Origin of the sequence: Streptomyces sp. NBC_00557 (assembly GCF_036345995.1) — a bacterium.
Lineage (GTDB): Bacteria > Actinomycetota > Actinomycetes > Streptomycetales > Streptomycetaceae > Streptomyces.
This window is the reverse complement of sequence record NZ_CP107796.1, coordinates 6,961,846-6,988,122: the sequence shown is the minus strand read 5'-3', so window position 1 is coordinate 6,988,122 and position 26,277 is coordinate 6,961,846. Positions and strand designations below refer to the sequence as shown.

Genomic DNA, 26,277 nt, shown 5'->3' with positions numbered 1-26,277 from the left:
GGGTTCCCCCCGGACACCGGTCCGGGGGCGGGTCAGATGCCCTGCCGGCTCGCGTAGAACACCAGCCGGTACTTGCCGATCTGCACCTCGTCACCGTTCGACAGCGCGACCTGGTCGATCCGCTCGCGGTTGACGTACGTGCCGTTCAGACTGCCGACGTCGGCCACGGTGAACGAGCCGTCCGGGGAGCGGCGGAACTCCACATGCCGACGCGAGACCGTCACGTCGTCCAGGAAGATGTCGCTCTGCGGATGACGGCCGGCCGTGGTCAGATCGCTGTCCAGCAGGAAGCGGCTGCCCGAGTTCGGGCCGCGGCGCACCACCAGCAGCGCCGAGCCCATCGGCAGCGCGTCCACCGCGGCCTGCGCCTCCGGCGAGAGCATCGGCATCTGCGTCTGGCCGGTGACCTCGGCGTCGTACGCCTCCAGGCCGGAGATCGAGATCGTGGACGTCGTCTCGGACGCGCGCTCCGGCGCCACCCCCGGGCGCAGCGGCGCACCGCAGTTGGAGCAGAAGCGGGCGTTCTGCGCGTTGCGGTTGCCGCACCTCGTACACACCAGGACCGACATGGACGGATCCTCCTGCGGCTGCCCCGCCGGGGCGTTGGACGCGTACGGACCGGGGGCGTACCCTCCACCCGCACCCGAGGCTGACGGTTGCCCGAAACCTATGCCGCCGGACTGGGCAGGGTCAACCGACGCCCCGCCCTGACCTCCGGAAATGTCACCGCCCGGACCAGCGACCTGGTCCCGGAACAGCGGGCGCTGGCCCTCCGCGTCAGGCTGCGCGCGGTGCCGAGCGGTCGCGTTGTCGCTGCCCTCTCGCGCGCTCTTGCCGAACAACTTCGCAAACAACTTCACGGGCGATTCCCCTTGACCGAAACAGACCCGCCCGTGGGGCAGGACGAACCCTGATTGCCTACACCGGCCGAGCCGGACATTCTCACAACGTCCGTAACCACCAGACAGTTTCCACCACGCACCACCGCTTCGGTGCGCCGACCCCCCGCAACCTCATGCCCCTGCCGGACGTCCCCCATGCACCGCCGGTTCACTGGGAGGACGACCGAGCGTAGTCAGGCCGCTTCGCCTGTCGCAAGGCATCCACGACGATCTTGCCGGACTGCTGGACCGTCACCGTGGCCTGCTCCTTCTCCAAGGTCTGCACCACGCCTCCCGGGATGTTCAGCGCCGGCTCCAGGTCCTGCGGCTTGCCGATGACCTTGAAACGATAAGGGGCGTTGATCTTGTTCCCGTCGACGCCCACGCCGTTGCCGGAGTCGGTGAAGTAGGTGTTCGCGACCACCCGGACCCCGTTGACCTGGATCGCCTCGGCACCGGCCGCGCGCAACTCCTGGATCGCGTCGAGCAGCATGTCAGCCTTGACCGTCCCCTTCGTGTCCTCGATCGTCATCGTGATGCCGGGACCCTGCGCGGCCACGGTGCCCGCCAGAATGCCGAGTTGCCTCTCCTTCTCGGCGGTCTGCCTGCGCGCCTCCGCGGCCCGGTCGGAGCTGCTCTGCAGCTCCTGGCGCTGCTTCTCGAGTCCCTGCCTCTCGTCCTCAAGACGCTGAGTACGCGAATCCAGTTCATCGAGGATGCGCACAAGATCCTCCTGGCGTGCCCCGCGCAGCGCGCTGTCGGTGTCGCTGTTGGAGGCCACCTGCACGGCCAGCCCGAAGCCGAGCCCGAACAGGAGCACGGCCACGATGAGTTGCGCCCGGGTGAAACGCGGCGGCCACAGGCCCTTGACCAGCCGCTGCCGGCCGGTCAGCGGCTGCTCCGTCCGCTCCTCCTCGGGGGCCGGCTCGGACGCCCGTGCGGGCACCTCCTCGGGGATCTCCCTGCGGAGCCGGTTCTCCGGCTGCTCCGGCTGCTTCGGCTGCTCCGACCGCCCAGGTTGCTCGGACCGCTCCGACCGCCCCGGCTGCTCCGACCGCTCAGGCCGCTCGTTCCGCTCGCTCGGCCGGTTCGGCTCGCCCGGCCGGTTCGGCTCGCTCGGCTGGTTCCGCTCGTTGTGCTCGCTCATCGGTGTCACGCCCGGAACACGTGGCGCCGGATCGCCGCGGCGTTGGAGAAGATCCGGATGCCGAGGACCACCACGACACCCGTGGACAGCTGCGCGCCCACGCCCAACTTGTCGCCGAGGAACACGATCAGCGCGGCGACGACCACGTTCGACAGGAACGACACGACGAAGACCTTGTCGTCGAAGATGCCGTCCAGCATGGCCCGCAGACCACCGAACACGGCGTCCAGCGCGGCGACGACGGCGATCGGCAGATACGGCTCGACAACCGCCGGAACCTCGGGCCGGACCAACAGGCCGGCCACGACTCCCACGACGAGGCCCAGTACGGCGATCACGATGTGCCCTTCTCAGTCTTCTCGGTGCTCGGCTGTGCAGTACGTACGATCACGCTCGGTGCGGCGGGCAACCGCAGGTCGCCCTGCACCGAGATGGTGGCGCGGATGCCGAAGTTCTGCTCCAGGGCGTGCAGGTACAGACCGTCGGCGCTGTTCTGGAACCCGGTGCTGAGCCGCTTCCCGTCCCCCACCGCCAGCACCGTGTACGGCGGCACCAGCGGCCTGTTGTCGACCAGTATCGCGTCCCCCGCGGCCCTGATCGCGGACAGGGCGGTCAACCGCTGCCCGTTGATCGAGACGGCCTCCGCCCCGGACGCCCACAGCCCGTTGACCACGCGCTGCATGTCCCGGTCACGGACCCGGCCGGTGTCGGAGAACCCGGAGGTCTCCCGCGGATTGGTGCCGTCACCGCCCGTGCTGGCCTCCTTGGCGTCGTCGACGACGAGCTTGACGCCGGGGCCGTGCACGGCGGTCGCGCCCGACAGAACGCCCACCAGGTCCGCCTTCGCGCTGCCCCCGCTCGACTTCAGCGCTGCCCGCTGGCGCGCGCTGACGTCGTCGCGGAGCTTGTCGACGGTGCTCTCCAGCTTGTCCGCGTTCGCGGTCTCGCTGTCGACGCGGTCGATCAGCTCCTGGCGCTCCTTGGCCACCACGGGCGCCGCGGCCCGCGTCTGCGCCGCCCCGACGGTCACCACGAGCGCCGCGAGGACGAGGCCGGCCGCTAGGCCCAGCTTCGCCCTGAGCGTCTTGGGCAGGCCGCCCTCGCCCAGGGACTTCTTCCGGGCGGCGGCCTCGGCGTACCCGTCGTCGAGGCTGTGGTCCATGACGTTGGTGATCAACGACATGGAGGCGTCCGGGCGCTGAGGCCGCGTGGGGCTGCTCCGAACGGGAGGTTGCTGCGGCATGCCGCACATCGTCGCATGTCGCGCGCGATTACTCCGAATGGCCCCGCCCGCGTGCCGGACAGGCCCCCTTGGGGACGCTTGTCCGGCACGCGCGCGTGCGCGGGTTTTGCGGTACAGCAGCGCCCGCGTCCTGGTCCGCGAGCGCTGTCCGCGGACGCTTCCCGTGCCTGTTCCGGGCTACCGCCCGGCGCTGTCCACGACGGCCGACCACTCGTCCAGCAGGGCCTGCGCCGAGGCGTCGTCGGGGCCCTCGGCCCACAGGTGGGTGACGGCCTCCGCAGGGTCGGGCAGCACCATGACCCAGCGCCCGTCCGTCTCCACCACGCGCACACCGTCTGTCGTGTCGACGAATCGATCCCCGGCGGCCTCGACCACCCGCCGCATGACCAGGCCCTTGACCGCCCACGGCGTGGCCAGGTCCCGCTTGAGGACGTGCGCCCGCGGGATCCTCGCGTCGATCTGGCTCAGTGTGAGCTGGGTGCGCGCCACCAGCCCGATGAGGCGTACGAAGGCCGCCGTGCCGTCGTAGACGCTGCTGAACTCGGGGACGATGAACCCGCCCTTGCCGTCGCCACCGAAGATGGTGCCTTCCTCGCCGCCCACGCGCGTCAGGTCGTCGGGCGAGGTGGTCGTCCACTCGACCTGGGTGCCGTGGTAGGCGGCGACCTGCTCGGCGATCCGGGTCGTGGTCACCGGCAGCGCAACCCGGCCGCTGCGCCGCTCGGCGGCCACCAGGTCCAGCATCACCAGCAACGCGCGGTCGTCCTCGATGATCCGGCCCTTCTCGTCGACGAGCGACAGCCGCTCGCCCACGGGGTCGAACCGGACGCCGAAGGCCGCCCCGGACGAGGCCACTATCTCGCCCAGCCGCACGAGGCCGTTGCGCCGCATCTCGGCCGTCTCGGTGGGCCGGGACTCGTCGAGACCGGGGTTGATGGTCAGGGAGTCCACGCCGAGCTTGCCGAGCAGGCTGGGCAGGACGAGGCCGGCGCTGCCGTTGGAGGCGTCGACGACGACCTTCAGGCCGGACTCGGCGATCCCGGTCGTGTCGACGTTCCGCAGCAGCGATCCGGTGTAGGAGTCGAAGACGCTCGCGGGGAAGTACAGGTCGCCGATCTCGCCGGGGAACGCGCGCCGGTACTCCTGCCGCGCGAACACCCGGTCCAGCTTGCGCTGACTGCCCTGCGACAGGTCGGCGCCGTTGCCGTCGAAGAACATGATGTCGACCGAGTCCGGCACACCAGGCGAGGTCCGGATCATGATGCCGCCGGCGCTGCCGCGCGCGGTCTGCTGCCGGGCCACGGGCAGCGGCACGTTCTCCAGGTCGCGTACGTCGATGGCGCTGGCCTGCAGCGCGGAGATGACCGCCCGCTTCAGCGCACGGGCGCCTCGGGAGTGGTCTCGGGCGGTGGTGACCGTGGAGCCCTTCTTGAGGGTGGTCGCGTAGGCGCCGGCCAGCCGTACGGCCAGCTCCGGCGTGATCTCCACGTTCAGGATGCCGGACACCCCGCGCGCGCCGAAGAGATGGGCCTGTCCTCTGGACTCCCAGATGACGGAGGTGTTGACGAAGGCGCCGGCTTCGATGGTCTTGAACGGATACACCCGGACGTTACCCTGAACGATCGATTCCTCACCGATCAGGCACTCGTCCCCGATGACCGCGCCGTCCTCGATCCGCGCGGCCCGCATGATGTCGGTGTTCTTGCCGACGACGCACCCGCGCAGGTTGCTGTGCTGCCCGACGTAGACGTTGTCGTGCACGACGGCCTTGTGCAGGAACGCACCGCTCTTGACGACGACGTTCGAGCCGACGACCGTGTGCTCGCGGATCTCCGCGCCGGCCTCCACCTTCGCGTAGTCGCCGATGTACAGGGGCCCGCGCAGTACGGCGCCGGGGTGCACCTCGGCGCCTTCCGCGACCCAGACGCCGGGCGAGATCTCGAAGCCGTCGATGTCGACGTTGACCTTGCCCTCGAGCACGTCGGCCTGGGCCTTGACATAGCTCTCGTGGGTGCCGACGTCCTCCCAGTAGCCCTCGGCGACATAGCCGTAGATCGGCTTGCCTTCCTTCATCAGCTGCGGGAAGACGTCACCGGACCAGTCGACCGGAACATCGGGTTCGACATAGTTGAATACCTCGGGCTCCATGACATAGATGCCCGTGTTCACCGTGTCGGAGAAGACCTGGCCCCACGTCGGCTTCTCGAGGAAACGCTCGACCTTGCCTTCCTCGTCGACGATGGTGATGCCGAACTCCAGCGGATTGGGCACCCGGGTCAAGCAGACCGTGACCAGCGCGCCCTTCTCCTTGTGGAAATTGATCAGTTCGGTGAGGTCGAAGTCGGTCAGCGCATCACCGGAGATGACAAGGAAGGCATCGTCCTTCAACGCCTCTTCGGCGTTCTTGACGCTTCCGGCGGTTCCGAGTGGCTTCTCCTCATTGGCATAGGTGAGCTCCATACCGAGCTCTTCGCCGTCGCCGAAGTAGTTCTTGACGAGCGATGCCAGGAACTGAACGGTGACGACGGTCTCGGTGAGCCCGTGCCTTTTGAGCAGCCGTAGCACATGCTCCATGATCGGGCGGTTGGCCACCGGCAGGAGCGGCTTGGGCATGCTAGAGGTCATAGGGCGCAGGCGCGTGCCTTCGCCCCCGGCCATCACGACGGCCTTCATGTCGGAAGCGTCCTCCTCCAAGAGACGACGGTCTAGCCGACTTCACCCGTCCAGATTGTCCCGCACTTTTCCACCGCGGGCCATCGAGGCGTTACGTCCGGACAATCGCCGAGCTCAATCGGCCATGGCGTCCGCCCGAACCAAACGGCGGACCTGTACCACGTAGAGCACTCCTGCCCACCAGTAGAGGGTTGTACCCCACCCGGCGAACGCCCATCCGAAAATAGCAGCGAGTGACGCGATCCAACCGCTGCCATCGCTGAGGAGCAGCAGCGGGAAGGCGTACATCAGACAGAACGTGGCCGACTTCCCGAGGAAGTTCACCTGCGGCGGCGGATACCCGTGCCGGCGGAGGATGCCCACCATCACCAGAAGCATCAGCTCTCGCGCGAGCAGGAGGCCGGTCAGCCAGAGCGGAAGGATCTCCCGCCAGGTGAGACCGACCAGTGTGGAAAGGACGTAGAGCCGGTCGGCGGCGGGATCGAGAAGCCGGCCGAGACTGCTGATCTGATTCCAGCGCCGGGCGAGCTTGCCGTCCAGATAGTCACTGACCCCGCTCAACGCCAGCACGAGGAGTGCCCAGCCGTCGCTCTTCGGTCCCCCGAACTCGGGCCTGAGGATCAGCCACAGGAAGAGGGGTACGCCGACGAGCCGCGCCATGCTGAGGATGTTGGGGATGGTGAGGACCCGGTCCGTCTGGACACGTGTCTCCTGGACCTCCACCCGGGGGCCTCCTGTGCGAAAGAGCCGACGATGCTCCCTGACCTTACCTCAACGCAAAAAAGCTCCGGCTCCTGGGCAGTGCCCAGGAGCCGGAGCTGTAAAAGGAGTTCGGCGGCGTCCTACTCTCCCACAGGGTCCCCCCTGCAGTACCATCGGCGCTGTAAGGCTTAGCTTCCGGGTTCGGAATGTAACCGGGCGTTTCCCTCACGCTATGACCACCGAAACACTATGAAACTGTCGAACGCCGCACCGCTGACTACAGCGGGGCTGTTCGTGGTTTCAGAACCAACACAGTGGACGCGAGCAACTGAGGACAAGCCCTCGGCCTATTAGTACCGGTCACCTCCACACGTTACCGTGCTTCCAGATCCGGCCTATCAACCCAGTCGTCTACTGGGAGCCTTACCCCATCAAGTGGGTGGGAGTCCTCATCTCGAAGCAGGCTTCCCGCTTAGATGCTTTCAGCGGTTATCCCTCCCGAACGTAGCCAACCAGCCATGCCCTTGGCAGAACAACTGGCACACCAGAGGTTCGTCCGTCCCGGTCCTCTCGTACTAGGGACAGCCCTTCTCAAGACTCCTACGCGCACAGCGGATAGGGACCGAACTGTCTCACGACGTTCTAAACCCAGCTCGCGTACCGCTTTAATGGGCGAACAGCCCAACCCTTGGGACCGACTCCAGCCCCAGGATGCGACGAGCCGACATCGAGGTGCCAAACCATCCCGTCGATATGGACTCTTGGGGAAGATCAGCCTGTTATCCCCGGGGTACCTTTTATCCGTTGAGCGACGGCGCTTCCACAAGCCACCGCCGGATCACTAGTCCCGACTTTCGTCCCTGCTCGACCCGTCGGTCTCACAGTCAAGCTCCCTTGTGCACTTACACTCAACACCTGATTGCCAACCAGGCTGAGGGAACCTTTGGGCGCCTCCGTTACCCTTTAGGAGGCAACCGCCCCAGTTAAACTACCCATCAGACACTGTCCCTGATCCGGATCACGGACCCAGGTTAGACATCCAGCACGACCAGACTGGTATTTCAACGACGACTCCACACACACTGGCGTGCATGCTTCACAGTCTCCCAGCTATCCTACACAAGCCGAACCGAACACCAATATCAAACTGTAGTAAAGGTCCCGGGGTCTTTCCGTCCTGCTGCGCGAAACGAGCATCTTTACTCGTAGTGCAATTTCACCGGGCCTATGGTTGAGACAGTCGAGAAGTCGTTACGCCATTCGTGCAGGTCGGAACTTACCCGACAAGGAATTTCGCTACCTTAGGATGGTTATAGTTACCACCGCCGTTTACTGGCGCTTAAGTTCTCAGCTTCGCCCCACCGAAATGGAGCTAACCGGTCCCCTTAACGTTCCAGCACCGGGCAGGCGTCAGTCCGTATACATCGCCTTACGGCTTCGCACGGACCTGTGTTTTTAGTAAACAGTCGCTTCTCGCTGGTCTCTGCGGCCACCCCCAGCTCAGAGCGCAAAGCTCATCACCAGGACTGGCCCCCCTTCTCCCGAAGTTACGGGGGCATTTTGCCGAGTTCCTTAACCATAGTTCACCCGAACGCCTCGGTATTCTCTACCTGACCACCTGAGTCGGTTTAGGGTACGGGCCGCCATGAAACTCGCTAGAGGCTTTTCTCGACAGCATAGGATCATCCACTTCACCACAATCGGCTCGGCATCAGGTCTCAGACTACGTGCAGGGCGGATTTGCCTACCCTGCGTCCTACACCCTTACCCCGGGACAACCACCGCCCGGGATGGACTACCTTCCTGCGTCACCCCATCACTCACCTACTACCAGCTCGGGTCACCGGCTCCACCACTCCGAGACACGTCAAAGACGCGCCCCGGCGGCTTCACGGGCTTAGCATCACTGGATTCGATGTTTGACGCTTCACAGCGGGTACCGGAATATCAACCGGTTATCCATCGACTACGCCTGTCGGCCTCGCCTTAGGTCCCGACTTACCCTGGGCAGATCAGCTTGACCCAGGAACCCTTAGTCAATCGGCGCAAACGTTTCTCACGTTTGTATCGCTACTCATGCCTGCATTCTCACTCGTCAACCGTCCACAACTACCTTCCGGTGCTGCTTCACCCGGCAGACGACGCTCCCCTACCCATCCGTGCACCCGTTAGGGCTATATGCACGAATGACACGACTTCGGCGGTACGCTTGAGCCCCGCTACATTGTCGGCGCGGAATCACTTGACCAGTGAGCTATTACGCACTCTTTCAAGGGTGGCTGCTTCTAAGCCAACCTCCTGGTTGTCTGTGCGACTCCACATCCTTTCCCACTTAGCGTACGCTTAGGGGCCTTAGTCGATGCTCTGGGCTGTTTCCCTCTCGACCATGGAGCTTATCCCCCACAGTCTCACTGCCGCGCTCTCACTTACCGGCATTCGGAGTTTGGCTAAGGTCAGTAACCCGGTAGGGCCCATCGCCTATCCAGTGCTCTACCTCCGGCAAGAAACACACGACGCTGCACCTAAATGCATTTCGGGGAGAACCAGCTATCACGGAGTTTGATTGGCCTTTCACCCCTAACCACAGGTCATCCCCCAGGTTTTCAACCCTGGTGGGTTCGGTCCTCCACGAAGTCTTACCTCCGCTTCAACCTGCCCATGGCTAGATCACTCCGCTTCGGGTCTTGAGCGTGCTACTACAGCGCCCTGTTCGGACTCGCTTTCGCTACGGCTTCCCCACCCGGGTTAACCTCGCAACACACCGCAAACTCGCAGGCTCATTCTTCAAAAGGCACGCAGTCACGAGAAGCACCGAAGTGCTTCCGACGCTCCCACGGCTTGTAGGCACACGGTTTCAGGTACTATTTCACTCCCCTCCCGGGGTACTTTTCACCATTCCCTCACGGTACTATCCGCTATCGGTCACCAGGGAATATTTAGGCTTAGCGGGTGGTCCCGCCAGATTCACACGGGATTTCTCGGGCCCCGTGCTACTTGGGTGTCTCTCAAACGAGCCGCTGACGTTTCGACTACGGGGGTCTTACCCTCTACGCCGGACCTTTCGCATGTCCTTCGCCTACATCAACGGTTTCTGACTCGTCCCACGGCCGGCAGACCATGGAAGAGAGATCCCACAACCCCGCATACGCAACCCCTGCCGGGTCTCACACGCATACGGTTTGGCCTCATCCGGTTTCGCTCGCCACTACTCCCGGAATCACGGTTGTTTTCTCTTCCTGCGGGTACTGAGATGTTTCACTTCCCCGCGTTCCCTCCACATACCCTATGTGTTCAGGTATGGGTGACAGCCCATGACGACTGCCGGGTTTCCCCATTCGGAAACCCCCGGATCAAAGCCTGGTTGACGACTCCCCGGGGACTATCGCGGCCTCCCACGTCCTTCATCGGTTCCTGGTGCCAAGGCATCCACCGTGCGCCCTTAAAAACTTGGCCACAGATGCTCGCGTCCACTGTGCAGTTCTCAAACAACGACCAGCCACCCACCACCCCGAACCAACCGGTTCGAGTTCACTGGGGCCGGCGACTGAGGAGAAGTTCATTCCCTCAGACACCCAACAGCGTGCCCGACACCCTCGCCTCTTCACCGTTCCGTTCCACGCCGAAGCAGTACTAGGAAGAGAAGCAGACCGAGTGTGCCGAGTAGTCAACGTTCCACCCATGAGCAACCAGCATCAGACGTTCGCTGATGTACTGGCCTCTGACCGAGCGAACCCGGTAAGAAGTGCTCCTTAGAAAGGAGGTGATCCAGCCGCACCTTCCGGTACGGCTACCTTGTTACGACTTCGTCCCAATCGCCAGTCCCACCTTCGACAGCTCCCTCCCACAAGGGGTTGGGCCACCGGCTTCGGGTGTTACCGACTTTCGTGACGTGACGGGCGGTGTGTACAAGGCCCGGGAACGTATTCACCGCAGCAATGCTGATCTGCGATTACTAGCGACTCCGACTTCATGGGGTCGAGTTGCAGACCCCAATCCGAACTGAGACCGGCTTTTTGAGATTCGCTCCACCTCACGGTATCGCAGCTCTTTGTACCGGCCATTGTAGCACGTGTGCAGCCCAAGACATAAGGGGCATGATGACTTGACGTCGTCCCCACCTTCCTCCGAGTTGACCCCGGCGGTCTCCCGTGAGTCCCCAGCACCACAAGGGCCTGCTGGCAACACGGGACAAGGGTTGCGCTCGTTGCGGGACTTAACCCAACATCTCACGACACGAGCTGACGACAGCCATGCACCACCTGTACACCGACCACAAGGGGGCACCCATCTCTGAGTGTTTCCGGTGTATGTCAAGCCTTGGTAAGGTTCTTCGCGTTGCGTCGAATTAAGCCACATGCTCCGCCGCTTGTGCGGGCCCCCGTCAATTCCTTTGAGTTTTAGCCTTGCGGCCGTACTCCCCAGGCGGGGCACTTAATGCGTTAGCTGCGGCACGGACAACGTGGAATGTTGCCCACACCTAGTGCCCACCGTTTACGGCGTGGACTACCAGGGTATCTAATCCTGTTCGCTCCCCACGCTTTCGCTCCTCAGCGTCAGTATCGGCCCAGAGATCCGCCTTCGCCACCGGTGTTCCTCCTGATATCTGCGCATTTCACCGCTACACCAGGAATTCCGATCTCCCCTACCGAACTCTAGCCTGCCCGTATCGACTGCAGACCCGGGGTTAAGCCCCGGGCTTTCACAACCGACGCGACAAGCCGCCTACGAGCTCTTTACGCCCAATAATTCCGGACAACGCTTGCGCCCTACGTATTACCGCGGCTGCTGGCACGTAGTTAGCCGGCGCTTCTTCTGCAGGTACCGTCACTTTCGCTTCTTCCCTGCTGAAAGAGGTTTACAACCCGAAGGCCGTCATCCCTCACGCGGCGTCGCTGCATCAGGCTTGCGCCCATTGTGCAATATTCCCCACTGCTGCCTCCCGTAGGAGTCTGGGCCGTGTCTCAGTCCCAGTGTGGCCGGTCGCCCTCTCAGGCCGGCTACCCGTCGTCGCCTTGGTGAGCCGTTACCTCACCAACAAGCTGATAGGCCGCGGGCTCATCCTGCACCGCCGGAGCTTTCCAACCCGGGAGATGCCTCCCAGGCTCGTATCCGGTATTAGACCCCGTTTCCAGGGCTTGTCCCAGAGTGCAGGGCAGATTGCCCACGTGTTACTCACCCGTTCGCCACTAATCCCCTCCCGAAGGAGGTTCATCGTTCGACTTGCATGTGTTAAGCACGCCGCCAGCGTTCGTCCTGAGCCAGGATCAAACTCTCCGTGAATGCTTCCCCGTGATCGGGGCGACACATCACGAGAGCGGAACAGTCAGGCGGAATAAGCCCGACCGTTCACAGCGTCCTCGCTGTGTTTTTTCAAAGGAACCTCGCCACCGGAAACCATCCGGTAGACGGGGTATCAACATATCTGGCGTTGACTTTTGGCACGCTGTTGAGTTCTCAAGGAACGGTCGCTTCCTTCGTACTCACCCTCTCGGGCTTTCCTCCGGGCGCTTCCCTTCGGTGTTTCCGACTCTATCAGGCTTTTCCTGCCTCTCCGACCACCACTCCGCGAGCATGCAGAAGCGGATCCAGAGATAGGATCTGATGAGTTTGGGTTCCGCCTGACGGGGACACTTGCGCAGCCCTCAGCCCCAGGCGGGAGTACGACTGTACACGGAGCCTCGGAGGCGGTGCAAATCCAGGGGGTTGGTGGTCTAGACCACTAGCTGATAGCTTCCTATCCGGAACCGCCAGTTCATATGACATACGCTGCTGCCAGTGCGCCGTCCGGGACAGGCAGTGACGGCTCGTAAGCAGCTCCACTCCTTGGGAGGCTTCCCATGACCACCGTGACGTCCCCGCTCGCCGGACGTGCCATCGGACTGGCCGAGGTGCCGGATCCGGTCTTCTCCGGGGCCATGGTCGGCCCGGGCACCGCGATCGACCCCGTGCGTGAGCCTTCCGAGGCCGTTGCGCCGGTGGACGGCGTCATCATCTCCCTGCACCCGCACGCCTTCGTCGTGGTGGACGAGAGCGGCCGCGGTGTCCTCACCCACCTCGGCATCGACACCGTGCAGCTCAACGGCGAGGGTTTCGAGCTGCTCGTGAGCAAGGGCGACACCGTGACGCGCGGCCAGGCCGTCGTCCGCTGGAACCCGGCCGCGGTGGAGGCCGCCGGCAAGTCGCCGGTCTGCCCCGTCGTCGCACTCGAAGCCACGGCCGAGTCCCTGTCCGGCCTGCGGGACAGCGGAGACGTGAAGGCCGGCGACAGCCTCTTCGCCTGGAACTGACGGCAGTGCCGTCACCGGGCGGCGAACAGCACAACCACCGCGGCGGCGGGGCCCGCCGCACTATCGGAGACGGGTGACATGGAGACAACGCTGCGAGGCGTCGGCGTGAGCCATGGCGTGGCCATCGGCGAGGTCCGGCACATGGGCACGGCGGTGCTGGAGCCGCCGGCCAAGCAGATACCTTCGGAGGAGGCCGAGCGGGAGCAGGGGCGCGCCCGTCAGGCCGTGGACGCCGTGGCCGCCGATCTCATGGCGCGCGGCAATCTGGCCGGAGGCGAGGCCCAGGCCGTGCTCGAGGCGCAGGCCATGATGGCTCAGGACCCCGAGCTGATGGCCGATGTGGACCGGCGGATCGCCGTCGGCAGCACGGCGGAGCGCGCGGTGTACGACGCGTTCGCGGCCTACCGCGAGCTGCTGGCCGGTGCCGGTGAGTACCTCGCCGGCCGGGTGGCCGACCTCGATGACGTGCGGAACCGTATCGTCGCCCGGCTGCTCGGCGTGCCGATGCCGGGTGTCCCGGACAGCGACCAGCCCTATGTACTCGTGGCCCGGGACCTGGCGCCCGCGGACACCGCGCTGCTGGATCCCTCGCTGGTGCTCGGCTTCGTGACCGAGGAGGGCGGGCCGACCAGCCACAGCGCGATCCTGGCGCGGGCACTGGGCGTGCCGGCGGTCGTGGCGCTGCCGGGTGCCGGTGAGCTGGCCGAGGGCACGGTGATCGCCGTCGACGGCAGCACCGGCGACATCTTCGTGAACCCGAGCGAGGAGAAGAAGGCGCAGCTGGAGGCCGCTGCCGCCGAGCGCAAGGCCGCGCTGGCCGCGTCGACCGGGCCGGGCGCGACGGCGGACGGTCACAAGGTGCCGCTGCTGGCCAACGTGGGCGGTCCTGCGGATGTGCCGGCCGCCGTGGAGGCCGGGGCCGAGGGTGTCGGTCTGTTCCGTACCGAGTTCCTGTTCCTGGACGACAGCAAGAACGCTCCTTCCGAGGCGAAGCAGGTGGAGGCCTACCGGCAGGTGCTGGAGGCGTTCCCCGAGGGCCGTGTGGTCGTGCGGGTGCTGGACGCGGGGGCGGACAAGCCGCTGGACTTCCTGACTCCTTCCGACGAGCCGAACCCGGCGCTGGGCGTGCGGGGTCTGCGGACGCTGCTGGACCACCCGGAGATCCTGCGCACGCAGCTGACCGCGCTGGCGAAGGCCGCCGAGGGTCTGCCGGTCTATCTCGAGGTCATGGCGCCGATGGTCGCCGACCGTACGGACGCGAAGGCGTTCGCGGACGCCTGCCGTGCGGCCGGGTTGCAGGCGAAGTTCGGCGCGATGGTGGAGATCCCGTCGGCGGCGCTGCGGGCGCGTTCGATCCTGCAGGAGGTCGAGTTCCTTTCGCTGGGGACCAATGACCTCGCCCAGTACACGTTCGCGGCCGACCGGCAGGTGGGCGCGGTGTCCCGGCTTCAGGACCCGTGGCAGCCGGCGCTGCTGGACCTGGTGGCGCTGTCCGCGGAGGCGGCGAAGGCCGAGGGCAAGAGCTGTGGTGTGTGCGGCGAGGCCGCGTCCGACCCGCTGCTGGCCTGTGTGCTGACCGGTCTGGGCGTCACCTCCCTGTCGATGGGTGCGGCGTCGATTCCTTATGTCCGCGCGACGCTGGCGAAGTACACGCTGGCGCAGTGCGAGCGGGCCGCGGCGGCGGCGCGTGCCGCGGACAGCGCCGAGGAGGCGCGCGCCGCGGCTCAGGCGGTGCTGTCCGGCGAGTAGGCCGTGACCGCGCCTCGCGCGCGTGTGCCGGGTTCAGGGGCGTCCCGCCTTCGGGTGGGGCGCCCCTGCCGCGTGCGGCGGCGCTGTCACTGCGGGCGCGCTCCGCCTCTGCGGCGTCACGGTGCGCCCGGTGTCGGTCGTCCTCCGTGCGCTCAGTGCCGGTGGTCCGCTGTGCCGCTCTCGGCGCCGAGGTCGGGCGGCTCGCAGTAGTCGACGCCGGATTCCGGGGAGATGAGGTCGCCGGATTCGACGTCGGTGCAGTAGGCGTCGAAGACTTCGGCGGCGGTGAGCGGTTCGAGGCGGCCGCAGCGCAGTCGCCAGCCGTAGACCCGGTCGGCGGTGTCCGGGGCGGTGACGCGCAGGACGAGTCCGCCGGGGCTTCGGGTCGCGAGGCCGAGCGCGAGGACGCTGGTGAATTCCAGGGCCTCGGCCTCGTCGAGGCGGATGCCGTCGTCGGCGTCCCGATCGCCGTGGAGGACGGCGATCAGGGTGTCGGGGGGTCCGGATACGCTGCACACGAGGTGGCGGTCGCCGGGTGGTGCGGTGTCGAGGATGCGGATCAGGAGTTCGGAGGCGCGGGTGAAGGCGGCCTTGCCGATGTCCTCGCCGCAGGTGGGGCAGGGGCCGAGGCGGGAGAGCAGGGTGGTGGCGTACTCCCAGGTCGCCTGTCGTACGGCTTCGTCCACGAGGGCGGGGACGAGGGCGTCGAGGGGCCGGCCGTCGTAGGGGATGGTGGGGCCGGTCGCGGCGAGTTCCGCGGTGAAGCGGCTCCGGCTGGCCGGGGCTTCGGGGTCGAGGCCGGCCTGCGCGCAGTAGGCGGCGTAGTCCTCGGGGTCGAAGAGGGCGAGCGTGGTGTGGGTGCCCTGGGCGGCGCGGGCCCGGAGGACGGCTTCCACCTGCCGGAGATAGGTCTGGTGGTCGTCGAAGGTGAAGCTGCGGTAGCGCCGCATGGCGCGGAAGTCGTGTTCGTCGGTGAGCAGACCGATGGTGCCGGCGATCTCGCGGCGCAGGACGCGTCGCATGGTCTGGTGGTCGGTGTGCGCCATGTTTCCCCCTGAGTGCGCAGTCGATCAGTGCTCACTCACCGTAACCGGCGGCACTGACAACGGGCTGCCGTGGAGGCGGTCGCGGACCAGGCGGTGCTGAAGTGCGCAGGTCGCGGCGATGGTGGCGCCGAAGGCGGTCCAGCCGAGGGGGCCGGTGGCGATGGCCGCGGTGACGGCGAGGGGGCCGAGGCTGCGCTGGGCGGACTGGGCGAGTCCGTGCACGCCGAGGTAGGCGCCCTGTGCGGTGTCGGGGGCGAGGGCGAGGGAGAGTTCCCAGGACACGACGGCGTGCAGCATCTCGGCCAGGGTGAAGAGGACGGCGGACGCGGTGAGCAGGCAGATCGCCTGCTCGGTGCCGCCGGTGGCGGACAGGGCGAGGGCGCCGCCGCCGGCGGCGGAGGCGGCGGACAGCGGGAGGAGCAGTTTCCGGGCTGCCGCGGTGGTGGTGCCGTAGCGGGCGAGCGGCACCTGGAGGGCGACGACCATCACGTTGTTGAGGACGAGCAGCAGGGGTGCGAGGCCGTGCGGTACGCCCTCGGTGTGGGCGATCCACAGGGGCAGGCCGACCTGGAAGACGGAGTCGTCGAGGAAGAGGACCGTGTCGGTCGCCACGTAGGCGAGGTAGGTGCGGTCGCGCCATGGGTTCGCCGGTTTCCTGCCGCGGTGTGTGCCGGCCGTGGCGGCGACGCGGTTGCCGGACGGGGGTTCCGCGCAGGTCAGGGTGAGGAGAGCGATGGCCACGAAGGAGAGCGCGTCGCCGGTGAGGAGCCAGCGGTAGGCGGTGGTGGTGCCGAGGGTGAGGGCGCCGGCGGCGGCGAGGCCGCCCAGGGCCCAGCCGGCGTTGGAGGCGGTGCGGTTGACGGCCTGGTAGCGGACGCGGTCGGGGCCGGCGATGCGGGCGGCGTAGAGCTTGGTGAGGACGCTGGAGGCACGGTCTCCGAGGCTGCCGGCCGCCGAGATGGCGAGCAGCGGAAGGTAGTGGTCGCTGGTGAGCAGCCCGAACGAGGCGACGGCGCGCAGGAGTTGGAGGGCGATCAGGGTCCGGGTGAGGGGGAAGCGGTCGGCGATGCGTCCGCCGAGGGGTGCGCCGGCGATGCCGACGGCTCCGGAGACGGCGGCGAGGGTGCCGATCTGGGCGACGGAGAGGCCGGAGACGTAGGTGAAGTACAGGACGGAGACGGCTGCCCACAGGCCGCTGCCGATGCGGTCGACGAAGGTGATCAGGAGCATCCGGCGTCCGTCGCGGCCTCCTGGTATGCGCGCGGCGTGGATGGCGGCCTCGGGTTCGGCGTCCACTGTTCCCCCTCGGGTGGAGCTTGTGTGGAATTATGTACTGATACATAATCAGTAACGTGGCAACACAATATGAGATCAGTGGCACGACGGCCAAGGGAATTGCCGGGTCCGTCGAACGCGGCGTGGCCGAGGGGGCGTTGGCGCCGGGGGTCGCGCTGCCGCCCGTGCGGCGGCTCGCGGACGAACTGGGGGTGAGTCCGGGGACGGTCGCGACGGCCTACAAGGAGTTGCGGCAGCGGGGCATCGTCGTCACGCGCGGGCGTGGCGGGACCGTGGTGGCGCCGGCTCCGGCCGTGGCGTCGCGGCGGCCGCCCAAGGTTCCCGCGGGGCTGCGGGACCTGGCCGGCGGACATCCCGATCCGGCGCTCCTGCCCGCGCTGCTGCCGCCGTCACGCCTCTCTCCGGGCGCCCGCTCCCACCGCTCCGCGCCCCGGCTGGCGCGGCTGGAGGAGGTGGTGCGCGACTGGGTGGGAGCGGACGGCGTCCCCGCTGAGCACGTGACGTTCGCCCACGGGGCGCTGGACCTGGTCGGCCGGGTGCTGTCGGTCGAGCTGCGTCCGGGGGACGCCGTGGCGATGGAGGACCCGGGATATCACCACCTGCTGGATCTGGTGGCGGCGCTGGGACTGCGTGCGGTGCCGGTCGCCGTGGACGATGCCGGGATCCGCCCGGACGACCTGCGCGAGGCGCTCAGGGCCGGGGTGCGGGCCGTGGTGTTCAGTCCGCGCGCGCAGAATCCGTACGGCGGATGCTTCTCGGCCGACCGCCGGGACGCGCTGGCCGGCGTGCTGCGTGCCGCGCCCGAGGTGCTGGTGGTGGAGAACGACCACGCCTCGGAGGTGTCGGGCGCCCCGTTGCGCACGGTGACGGGCGCCGGGCTGCGGCGCTGGGTGCATGTGCGGACCGTGAGCAAGTTCCTGGGGACGGATCTGCGCTGGGCGGCCGCGGCCTGCGACCCGGTGACGCTCGCGCGGCACGACGGCCGGCTGCTGCTCACCTCGGGCTGGGTCAGCCATCTGCTGCAGGAGACCGTGCACGGCCTGATGACCGACGCGGACACGCGCGCGTTGGTGGCACGCGCGCGTGAGACGTACGCGCTGCGCCGCACCGCGCTGGCCGGTGAGCTGGGCGCACGGGGCATCGCCTCGCACGCCGTGAGCGGGATGAACCTGTGGGTGCCGGTGCGTGACGAGTCGGCCGTGGTGAACGGACTGCGGTCCCACGGCTGGTGGGTCGCGGCCGGGGCGAGGTTCCGCCTTGCCTCCGGGCCCGGCGTCCGGATCACGGCCGCGGGGCTGGCGCCTGCCGACGCCGCGCGGCTGGCCTCGGACTTCGCCGCCGTACTGGGCGAGTCCGAGGCCACCTACGGAGGGTGAGGCCCGCGGGGTGGGGTCAGCCACGCTTGCGGGCGAGTTCCTCGTAGAAGCCGAGCAGGGCGAGGTTGTCGATGGAGCCGGGGTTGACCGCCTTCTCCAGCGGGGTGCCCTGCAGGAGGCGCTTGACGGGGACCTCGATGCGCTTGCCGGTGAGGGTGTGCGGGACGCCGGGCACCTCGATGATCTCGTCGGGCACGTGGCGCGGCGAGAGCTGCTCCCGGATCGTCTGCTTGATCCGGTTCAGCAGGGCCTCGTCGAGGACGGCGCCGGGCGCGAGGTGCACGAACAGCGGCATCCAGTAGCCGCCGTCGGGCTGTTCGACGCCGATGACCAGGGACTCCTTGATCTCCGGCAGCCGTTCGACGACCTCGTAGATGTCGGCCGAGCCCATGCGCACGCCCTGCCGGTTGAGGGTGGAGTCGGAGCGGCCGTGGATGATCACGGTGCCGCGTGAGGTGACGGTGATCCAGTCGCCGTGCCGCCAGACGCCGGGGTAGGTGGCGAAGTAGCTGTCGTGGTAGCGGCTGCCGTCCGGGTCGTTCCAGAAGCGGATCGGCATCGAGGGCATCGGGTTGGTGACGACGAGCTCGCCCACCTCGTCGACGACCGGCTTGCCGCTGGGGTCCCAGGCCTGCAGATCGGTGCCGAGGCCGGGCGCCTGGAGTTCGCCGGTGTACACGGGGAGGGTCGGTACGCCGCCGGCGAAGCAGGAGCAGACGTCCGTGCCGCCGCTGACGGAGGCGATCCACAGGTCGTCGCGCACCTCGTCGTGCAGCCAGCGGAAGCCGTCGGGCGGCAGCGGGGAGCCGGTGGTGGCGACGCACTTCACGGCGGACAGGTCGTAGTCGCGCGCGGGGTGGACGCCGGCCTTGCGGCAGGCCATGACGTAGGCGGCGGAGGTGCCGTAGAGGGTGGCGCCGGTGCGTTCGGCGACCCGCCACTGGGCGCCCGTGTCCGGGTAGCCGGGGCTGCCGTCGTACAGGACGATCGTCGTGCCGGTGAGCAGGCCGGAGACGAGGAAGTTCCACATCATCCAGCCGGTCGAGGTGTACCAGAAGAAACGGTCCTCGGGGCCCAGGTCGCAGTGCAGGCCGAGCTGCTTGAGGTGCTCGACCAGGATGCCGCCCTGGGACTGGACGATGGCCTTGGGCAGGCCGGTGGTGCCGGAGGAGTACAGCACCCACAGCGGGTGGTCGAACGGGACCTGCTCGAAGACCGGCTCGGCGTCGCCCGCGGTCAGCGCCGACCACTCCAGGGCGCCCTCGGGCGCCGGTGTGCCGAGCAGCGGGATGTGGACGACGGCGCGCAGGGTGGGCAGGTCACGGCGCAGTTCGGCGACGATCTCGCGGCGGTCGTGCTCCTTGCCGCCGTAGCGGTAGCCGTCGACGGTGAACAGCACGACGGGTTCGACCTGCTGGAAGCGGTCCAGGACGCTGCGGGCGCCGAAGTCGGGGGCGCAGGAGGTCCACACGGCGCCGACGGCGGCCGTGGCCAGCAGGGCGACGACGGCCTGCGGGATGTTGGGCAGGTAGCCGCTGACCCGGTCGCCCGGGCGGACGCCGAGCGCGCGGAGTTCGGCGGCGAGGGAGCCGACCTGGCGGCGCAGCTCGGCCCAGGTCACCGGGCGCGGTTCGTGGGTCTCGTCGACATGGAGGAGGGCGGGCTCGTCCGCGCGGTCGGCGGCGGCGCGCAGGGCGTGCTCGGCGTAGTTGAGGGTGGCTCCGGGGAACCACTGGGCGCCGGGCATCGCGCGGTCGCCGAGCACGCGCGCGTAAGGCGTGGAGAAGCGGACGTCGAACCACTCGGTGACGGCTTCCCAGAACGTCTCGAGGTGGTCGACGGACCACTGGTGCAGTGCGGGATAGCCGCCTTCGGCGGGCGCGCCGTGATGCTCGGCGGCCCAGGCCTGGAACCGGGTGATGCGTGCCTGGGCGATCCGCTCGGGATCGGGCTGCCAGAGCGGCTGGGGGTTCGCGGTCGACATGGTGGCGGCTCCCGGGCTGTGCGCGTCGTGTGCGTCGGTCCGCGCACGGCTGGGGTGTGCGCGTGACGCGGCTGACAGGGACGATGCCATGTGATCGACTTCTGCACCAGGGTGCGCCCCACACAGTCGGTGTCGTGAAGATGTGGTCCCGCCACGGGTGAACGGCAGTTGAACGACACGCGCGCGTGGGGCGCGCAGTGGCAGGGTGAGCAGCATGGACGGTCGTGACCTGGTGCGTTCGATGAGTGGAGTCGGTGCGGGGAGGGCGGCTCGGAGGTTGCGTACCGTCCGGGCGGCGTGGCGCAGGCGGCGGATCGACGCCGCCGCGCTGCCGCCGCGGGGTGCCGAGCGGGCACGGGTCCCGGGTCGGCTTGAGAGCACGGAGCCGGGACCGGGCGGCGGGCTGATCCGGTTCGCGCGGTCCGAGCTGCGGATCACCGTCGCGGTGAACGGGGCCGTGTTCTGGGGCTGGGACGAGGTGGGGCCGCAGCCGTCGTACGCGCTCGACGGGACCTGCCCGGAGCCGGATCCGCGTGCCGTGCTGGAGCCGGACAAGGACGGTGGCTGGCGGGTGGTCGCCGAGCGGGTGACGGTCGCCGTGTCGCGGCACGGCGCGGTGGAGGTGCGCACACCCGGAGGGGTGACCCTGCGGCGTGACCTGCCGCCGCGCTGGTGGGAGCCGGCCGGCGGGGGCCCGGCGCGCTGGATGCAGCGGTCGGAGGTGCCGGCGGACGCGCGCTTCTTCGGTCTGGGCGGCCGGGCGTCCGGGCCCCGGCTGCGGGACGGGACGTACCGGCTGTGGAACACCGACCCCGGCCGGGCCTTCGGACCCGGCGACGATCCGCTGTACCTGACCATGCCGGTGCAGCTGGTGGTGGCGGACGCCGGCACGCATCTGGTGTTCCACGACACCACGTGGGACGGCACGGTGGTGCTGCGCGAGGGCGAGGAGGGGGCCGGGTCGGGACACGACCGGGCGGGGCGCTGCGAGCTGCGGATGGACGGCGGCCCGCTGCGCTGCTGGGTGATCGTGGGCACCCCCGCGCGCGTGCTGCACACGTGGGCCTCGCTCACCGGGGCGCCCGCGGTGCCGCCCGCGTGGGCGCTCGGTCACCAGCACGCGCGGTGGGGGTTCGGCAGCGAGCAGGAGGTCCGGCGGATCGTGGCGGGATACCGGGAGCGCGGGCTGCCGCTGGACGCCGTGCACCTGGACATCGACCACTACGACGACCACCAGGTGTTCACGGTCGACCAGGAGCGGTTCCCGAAGCTGCCGCAGCTCGCCGAGGAGCTGCGCCGGGACGGGATCCGGCTGGTGTCGATCGTCGACCCGGCGGTGAAGGCGGCGCCGGGCAACGCCGTGTACGACAGCGGGTCGGCCGTGGACGCGTTCGTGCGGGACGCCTCCGGGCGCACGGTGCGCGGCGTGGCGTGGGCCGGGGAGTCGGTCTTCCCGGATTTCACGCACGCGCGCGTGCGCAAGTGGTGGGGCGGTCTGTACGAGGAGCGGCTGGGGCAGGGCTTCGCCGGGTTCTGGCACGACATGAACGAGCCGACGTCCTTCACCGCCTTCGGCGAGCCGACCCTGCCGCGTTCGGCCCGGCACGCGCTGGAGGGGTGCGGCGGCGATCACCGGGAGGCGCACAACGTGTACGCGCTCTGCATGGCCCGGGCGGGCTACGAGGCGCTGCGCGAGCTGTCGCCCGGCAAGCGGCCGTTCTTGTTCTCGCGCTCGGGCTGGGCGGGGCTGCAGCGCTACGGGGGCGCCTGGTCCGGGGACGTGGCGACGGGCTGGCCGGGGCTGCGGGCGTCGCTGTCGCTGGTGCTGGGCCTCGGGTTGTGCGGGGTGCCGTACTCGGGTCCGGACGTGGGCGGTTTCGACGGCGATCCGTCGCCGGAGCTGTATCTCAGGTGGTTCCAGCTGGGGGCGTATCTGCCGCTGTTCCGCACCCACGCGAGCCTGCGGGCGGGCCGCCGGGAGCCCTGGGAGTTCGGTCCCGAGGTGCTGCGGCACGCGCGCGTGGCGCTGCTCGAACGGCGGCGCCTGCGGCCGTACTTCATGACGCTGGCGCATCTGGCCCGGCGCACCGGCGCTCCCTATGTGCGGCCGCTGTGGTGGTCGGCGCCGGAGGACCGGACGCTGCGCGACTGCGAGGACGCGTTTCTGCTCGGGGAGGCTCTGCTGGTGGCTCCGGTGCTGGATCCGGGCGCCGAACGGCGTGCGGTGCGGCTGCCGCGGGGCCGGTGGTACGACACCGTGACGCAGGAGGCGTACGACGGGCCGGCGCGGGTCGTCGTCGACACGCCGCTGTCGCGGATACCGGTGTTCGCGCGCGCGGGCGCGGTCGTCCCGGTGCGCGGCGCCGACGGCGGCCTCGAGCTGGAGGTGTGGGCGCCCGCGCACGGCCGTACGGGCGGCGGTCTGGTGGTGCCGGACACGGGTGACGGGTGGGAGGAACCGGAGGCCGAACGGTACGTCGCCCGCCGCCAGGGCGCCCGGGTGGTGGTCACGCGGGACGGGGAGGGGGGTTCCGCCGAGCCGCCGTACCCGGTGCGGGTGCGGGGGCTCGGCTGAGCCGCGCCGGTCAGACGTACCGGCCCTCGAACCAGGCCCTGACGGCCAGGGTGTGCAGCGGGAAGGCCAGTTCCTCGGGCCGGCGCAGCAGCTCCCAGCCCTCGGTCTCGTCCGTGGGGCCCGCGGGCGGGAGGCCTTCCACCGGGCGCTCCGGGAGGAGTCCGAACAGCAGCAGGTGCCCGTCGGGTGAGCTCATGGCGTCCACGAGCCGCACGTCGCGCGCGGCCGCGTCGATGCCGGTCTCCTCCTTGAGTTCGCGCACGACGGCCTGCTTCCAGTCCTCCCGGTCGTCGATGTAGCCGCCGGGCAGGGCCGTGCCCCCGCGCGCGGGGGCGACGGTCCGGGTGATGACGACGAGGGCCGTGCCCTTGGTGTCGTACACGGGCTGGAGCGCGATCGCGACCGGCAGCGGATTGCGGTAGGCGACCGTTCCGCACGCGGGGCAGGTGCGCGGCCAGCCGGAAACGCCCTCTCCATAGGGCGCTCCGCACCTCGAACAATGCGAGTCCGGTGCGGAATTGGCAGTTGAGTGCTGAGTTTCGGACACGCGCGGACTGTATCCGATCGGAAGTGGGTCGGTCTTGCGCAGGCGGTCAGTGTCCGCCGGTGAGCGACTTCCGGGACACGGGGAAGTCGAAATAGGTGTCCGGGTACGGCTCGGGCTGGTACGTGTAGTGCCACCACTCCTCGGCGAGGTTCACGAAACCGAGGCTCTCCATGGTGTTCTTCAGCAGCAGGCGGTTGGCGCGCTGTACGCCCTGGATGCGCGGGTCGAGGGTGTGCGCGAGGGTGTCGAAGCAGTCGAACCCGGTGCCCATGTCGACGGAGTTGTCGGGGAAGCGCTCGTCCTTGGGCGCGTAGCAGGGCACGAGCGGCTGTCCGGGGTGGTAGGGGCGGGTCGGCCGCGCCGGGAGCTTCACGATCGTGAGGTCCATGGTCGAGCCGCGGCTGTGGCCGGACTTCTCGGCGATGTAACCGTCCGCGAAGAGCCGGGTCTTGTCGACGTTCGGGTAGAACTCGGCCTTCATCGCCTGGTCGTCGAGGTCCTGGGCCCAGCGGACGAAGTGGTTCACGGCGCGCTGCGGCCGGTAGCAGTCGTACACCTTGAGGGTGTAGCCCTTGCGCAGCAGGAGGCGCTGGGCCTTGTGGAGGGCCTCGGCGGCGGGGCGGGTGAGGATGCAGAGGGGCTGCTCGTAGCCGTCGATGCGCTCGCCCACGAAGTTGTGCGGGGTGAAGTAGCGGATCTCCTGGAGAATCGTGGGATCCACGCTGCTCAGAGCCACGAAGTCCTTGGGCGCCCTGGGATCCGTGGCCGCCCCGGCGGTCGCGGGGGCGGTGGTCACGGCCAGCAGGGCGGCGAGGGCGGTGACGAGACCGCGGACTGCACTGGTGAGTCGTGTCATGTCTCCTGCATCTATCAGGTGCGCGTTGCGGCCGGGAAGCTCTGCGCCCCCTTCCGGACCGGCGGCGCCGATCACGGTGGGGTGAGGGAGGCATGGTGACCCCTGGGATGCCACGCTGAGTGACCGCCCCGGAATCCTGCGTGAACGTCTCATGAACTGCGCCTGGGCGTACGCGGGCAGCGCAATCATGCTCCCGTGCACTCCTGGACGGACACTCTCCGCTTCGCCTTCCAGCCGGTGGTCAACCTGAGGACGGGCGCGGTCGCCGCACTGGAGACACTCGCCCGCCCGGAGACGGGCGACATCCTGGCCGAGGCCCGCCGGGATCCCGAACTCGACGGGAGACTCGCGGTGTCGGCGCTGCGCGCCGCGGCACGCAAGGAGACCCTGCTGCCGCTGCACCTGAACGTGTTCGCGGCCACGCTCGCCGACCTCGGTGGCCTCACCCCGCTGCACGACGCCGTGCGCGCGGCCGGACGGCTGCCCTGGGAGGTGACGCTGGACGTGGTCCCGCCGTACACGCACGTGCCGCAGCGAGCCCTGCTGGAGGCGGTGGCCGCGCTGCGCGAACAGGGGTTCCGGATCAGCGCCGACGGCGTCGGGGACGGTGACGTACCGCTCCGGCTGCTCACCGACCTCTCCCCCGACCTGGTCAAGCTGGACGCCTGCCTGCTGGCCCGGCCGCCCGCGGTGCGGGCGATGCGCACGCTGTGCGAGGAACTGGGCGCCCTGGTCGCCGTGGAGGGCGTGGAGACGGAACTGCAGTACGCGGCGGCGCTGTCGGCCGGGGCGCAACTGGGCCAGGGCGAGCTGTTCGCGCCGCCGGCCCGGATCCCCGCCGCGGACGTATACGTTCCGCCCCGCTCCCCCGGCACCGTCGGTGCGCCCCGGTCGGGGCCGTCGGTACGGGAGTTCGTGCGCCCGGCCGCCGTACTGCCGGTGACCGCCTCGGCGGGACAGGTCCGAGCGCTGCTGACCGGGTCGCCCGAGGTGTCCGGGGTGCTGCTGGTGGACCAGGCGGGCCGGCCCGTGCGCTCGGTGCACCGGTCCCGGTTCCTGCTGTCGATGTCCGGCCGCTACGGGCACGCCCTGTACGCCGACCGGCCGGCCTTCAAACTCGGGGACGCGCCCCGGACGGTCGGCGTCGACGCGACCGCCTGGGAGGTGCTGGACGTCGTCGCGGTCGGTGGCCGGGACCGCACGTCCGACGATGTCGCGGTGGTCGACCGGCACGGCCGGTGCGTGGGCGTCGTACGGCTCGCGGACCTGGTGCGGGCGCTGGCCGAAAGCCGGGTGGAGGAGGCGGCCGGGCTCAACCCGCTGACCCGGCTGCCCGGTTCGGACGCGATCACCGGCGAGGTGGACCGGCGGATCGCGGACGGCCGCGCCTTCGCGCTCAGCTGGCTGGACATCGACCACTTCAAGCAGGTCAACGACGGCGCCGGGTTCGCCGCGGGCGACGAGCTGATCCGGTCGGTCGGACGGGCCCTGCAACAGGCGGCCCCGGCTCACGCGCGCGTGGGGCACATCGGCGGCGACGACTTCCTGGTGCTGGCCGAGGAGGAGGCGCTCGGTCCGCTGGTCGCCGCCGTGCTCGACGCGCCCTGGTCGGCCGGGGGCCGGCCGGTCACCCTCTCGCTGGCGACCGTGGTGTGCGCACCGGGCAGCGTGGGCGACCACCGGCAGGCCGCCGCCCAGCTGGCTCCGCTGAAGCAGGCCGCCAAGGCGCTGCGCGGCGCGAGCTGGGTGCTGGGGCGGGCGGGGCTGCCCGGTCACGAGGTGCGGCGCGGCTCGGGGGCGGCGCCGGCGCCTGCCGGCTACGCGGTGGTGGAACCGGGGCGGTGAAGATCCCTGCCGCTCCTGCCCGTTGCGGCCCATGGCCGGGTGAGCGATGTGCCGGCGGGGCCACCTGTCC

16 protein-coding genes and 3 rRNA genes are annotated in these 26,277 nt (G+C 68.9%); 5 read left to right on the top strand and 14 right to left on the bottom strand.

Features of this window, described 5'->3' with window-relative positions:
• Nucleotides 1–32 precede the first annotated feature (32 nt).
• The 9 genes from OG956_RS30810 to OG956_RS30770 form a co-directional block, all read right to left on the bottom strand.
• On the bottom strand, nt 33–860 hold the full coding sequence (locus OG956_RS30810) for an FHA domain-containing protein (protein WP_330341269.1): 828 nt from the start codon (nt 858–860) through the stop codon (nt 33–35).
• 190 nt (nt 861–1,050) lie between these two features.
• Nucleotides 1,051–2,028 carry a DUF881 domain-containing protein gene (locus OG956_RS30805; RefSeq protein WP_330341268.1) on the bottom strand — a complete coding sequence of 326 codons (978 nt, stop codon included), beginning with the start codon at nt 2,026–2,028 and terminating at the stop codon, nt 1,051–1,053.
• 5 nt (nt 2,029–2,033) lie between these two features.
• Entirely contained in the window at nt 2,034–2,366 is a 333-nt protein-coding gene (locus tag OG956_RS30800; protein WP_003988855.1) for a small basic family protein, read from the bottom strand.
• Nucleotides 2,363–3,211, bottom strand: coding sequence for a DUF881 domain-containing protein (locus OG956_RS30795; protein ID WP_330341267.1), 849 nt, complete (start codon nt 3,209–3,211; stop codon nt 2,363–2,365). Before OG956_RS30795 ends, OG956_RS30800 begins: the two co-directional genes overlap by 4 nt.
• A 237-nt stretch (nt 3,212–3,448) precedes the next feature.
• Nucleotides 3,449–5,944: a mannose-1-phosphate guanyltransferase gene (locus OG956_RS30790; protein WP_330342991.1), complete on the bottom strand. Its 2,496-nt coding sequence runs from the start codon at nt 5,942–5,944 to the stop codon at nt 3,449–3,451.
• Nucleotides 5,945–6,058: 114 nt separating this feature from the next.
• Nucleotides 6,059–6,667 carry a CDP-alcohol phosphatidyltransferase family protein gene (locus tag OG956_RS30785; protein WP_330341266.1) on the bottom strand — a complete coding sequence of 203 codons (609 nt, stop codon included), beginning with the start codon at nt 6,665–6,667 and terminating at the stop codon, nt 6,059–6,061.
• Between the two features lie 106 nt (nt 6,668–6,773).
• Nucleotides 6,774–6,890, bottom strand: a 5S ribosomal RNA gene (gene rrf, locus OG956_RS30780).
• 86 nt (nt 6,891–6,976) lie between these two features.
• A 23S ribosomal RNA gene (locus OG956_RS30775) occupies nt 6,977–10,099 on the bottom strand.
• A 300-nt stretch (nt 10,100–10,399) separates the two neighbouring features.
• Nucleotides 10,400–11,926, bottom strand: a 16S ribosomal RNA gene (locus OG956_RS30770).
• The 16S, 23S and 5S rRNA genes sit together here, the layout of an rRNA operon.
• 557 nt (nt 11,927–12,483) lie before the next feature.
• Here OG956_RS30770 and OG956_RS30765 point away from each other — a divergent pair.
• Nucleotides 12,484–12,933 (top strand): PTS sugar transporter subunit IIA, encoded by a 450-nt coding sequence (locus tag OG956_RS30765; protein ID WP_330341265.1) that lies wholly within the window; start codon nt 12,484–12,486, stop codon nt 12,931–12,933.
• A gap of 78 nt (nt 12,934–13,011) precedes the next feature.
• Entirely contained in the window at nt 13,012–14,682 is a 1,671-nt protein-coding gene (ptsP, locus tag OG956_RS30760; RefSeq protein WP_330341264.1) for a phosphoenolpyruvate--protein phosphotransferase, read from the top strand.
• 152 nt (nt 14,683–14,834) lie between these two features.
• On the opposite strand, the gene OG956_RS30755 is transcribed toward ptsP, so the two are convergent.
• Nucleotides 14,835–15,728 (bottom strand): hypothetical protein, encoded by an 894-nt coding sequence (locus OG956_RS30755; RefSeq protein ID WP_330341263.1) that lies wholly within the window; start codon nt 15,726–15,728, stop codon nt 14,835–14,837.
• Nucleotides 15,729–15,752: 24 nt separating this feature from the next.
• A complete protein-coding gene (locus OG956_RS30750; RefSeq protein ID WP_330341262.1) occupies nt 15,753–17,024 on the bottom strand; it encodes an MFS transporter in 1,272 nt (423 codons plus the stop codon).
• Between the two features lie 56 nt (nt 17,025–17,080).
• Here OG956_RS30750 and OG956_RS30745 point away from each other — a divergent pair, with 56 nt between their 5' ends.
• On the top strand, nt 17,081–18,400 hold the full coding sequence (locus OG956_RS30745; RefSeq protein ID WP_330341261.1) for an aminotransferase class I/II-fold pyridoxal phosphate-dependent enzyme: 1,320 nt from the start codon (nt 17,081–17,083) through the stop codon (nt 18,398–18,400).
• 16 nt (nt 18,401–18,416) lie between these two features.
• Here the strand turns inward: OG956_RS30745 and OG956_RS30740 are convergent, their stop codons facing one another.
• The gene (locus OG956_RS30740) at nt 18,417–20,384 is read right to left on the bottom strand and encodes an acetoacetate--CoA ligase (protein ID WP_330341260.1); all 1,968 of its coding nucleotides are present in this window, start codon (nt 20,382–20,384) and stop codon (nt 18,417–18,419) included.
• A 214-nt stretch (nt 20,385–20,598) separates the two neighbouring features.
• Here OG956_RS30740 and OG956_RS30735 point away from each other — a divergent pair, with 214 nt between their 5' ends.
• Nucleotides 20,599–22,959: a glycoside hydrolase family 31 protein gene (locus tag OG956_RS30735; RefSeq protein ID WP_330341259.1), complete on the top strand. Its 2,361-nt coding sequence runs from the start codon at nt 20,599–20,601 to the stop codon at nt 22,957–22,959.
• A 10-nt stretch (nt 22,960–22,969) separates the two neighbouring features.
• Here the strand turns inward: OG956_RS30735 and OG956_RS30730 are convergent, their stop codons facing one another.
• Nucleotides 22,970–23,506, bottom strand: a complete 537-nt coding sequence (locus OG956_RS30730; protein WP_330341258.1) for an NUDIX domain-containing protein — start codon at nt 23,504–23,506, stop codon at nt 22,970–22,972.
• A gap of 46 nt (nt 23,507–23,552) precedes the next feature.
• Nucleotides 23,553–24,362, bottom strand: a complete 810-nt coding sequence (locus OG956_RS30725) for a M15 family metallopeptidase (RefSeq protein WP_330341257.1) — start codon at nt 24,360–24,362, stop codon at nt 23,553–23,555.
• Nucleotides 24,363–24,557: 195 nt separating this feature from the next.
• On the opposite strand from OG956_RS30725, the gene OG956_RS30720 reads away from it, so the two are divergent.
• The gene (locus OG956_RS30720) at nt 24,558–26,207 is read left to right on the top strand and encodes a GGDEF domain-containing protein (protein ID WP_330341256.1); all 1,650 of its coding nucleotides are present in this window, start codon (nt 24,558–24,560) and stop codon (nt 26,205–26,207) included.
• The last annotated feature ends 70 nt before the right edge of the window (nt 26,208–26,277 follow it).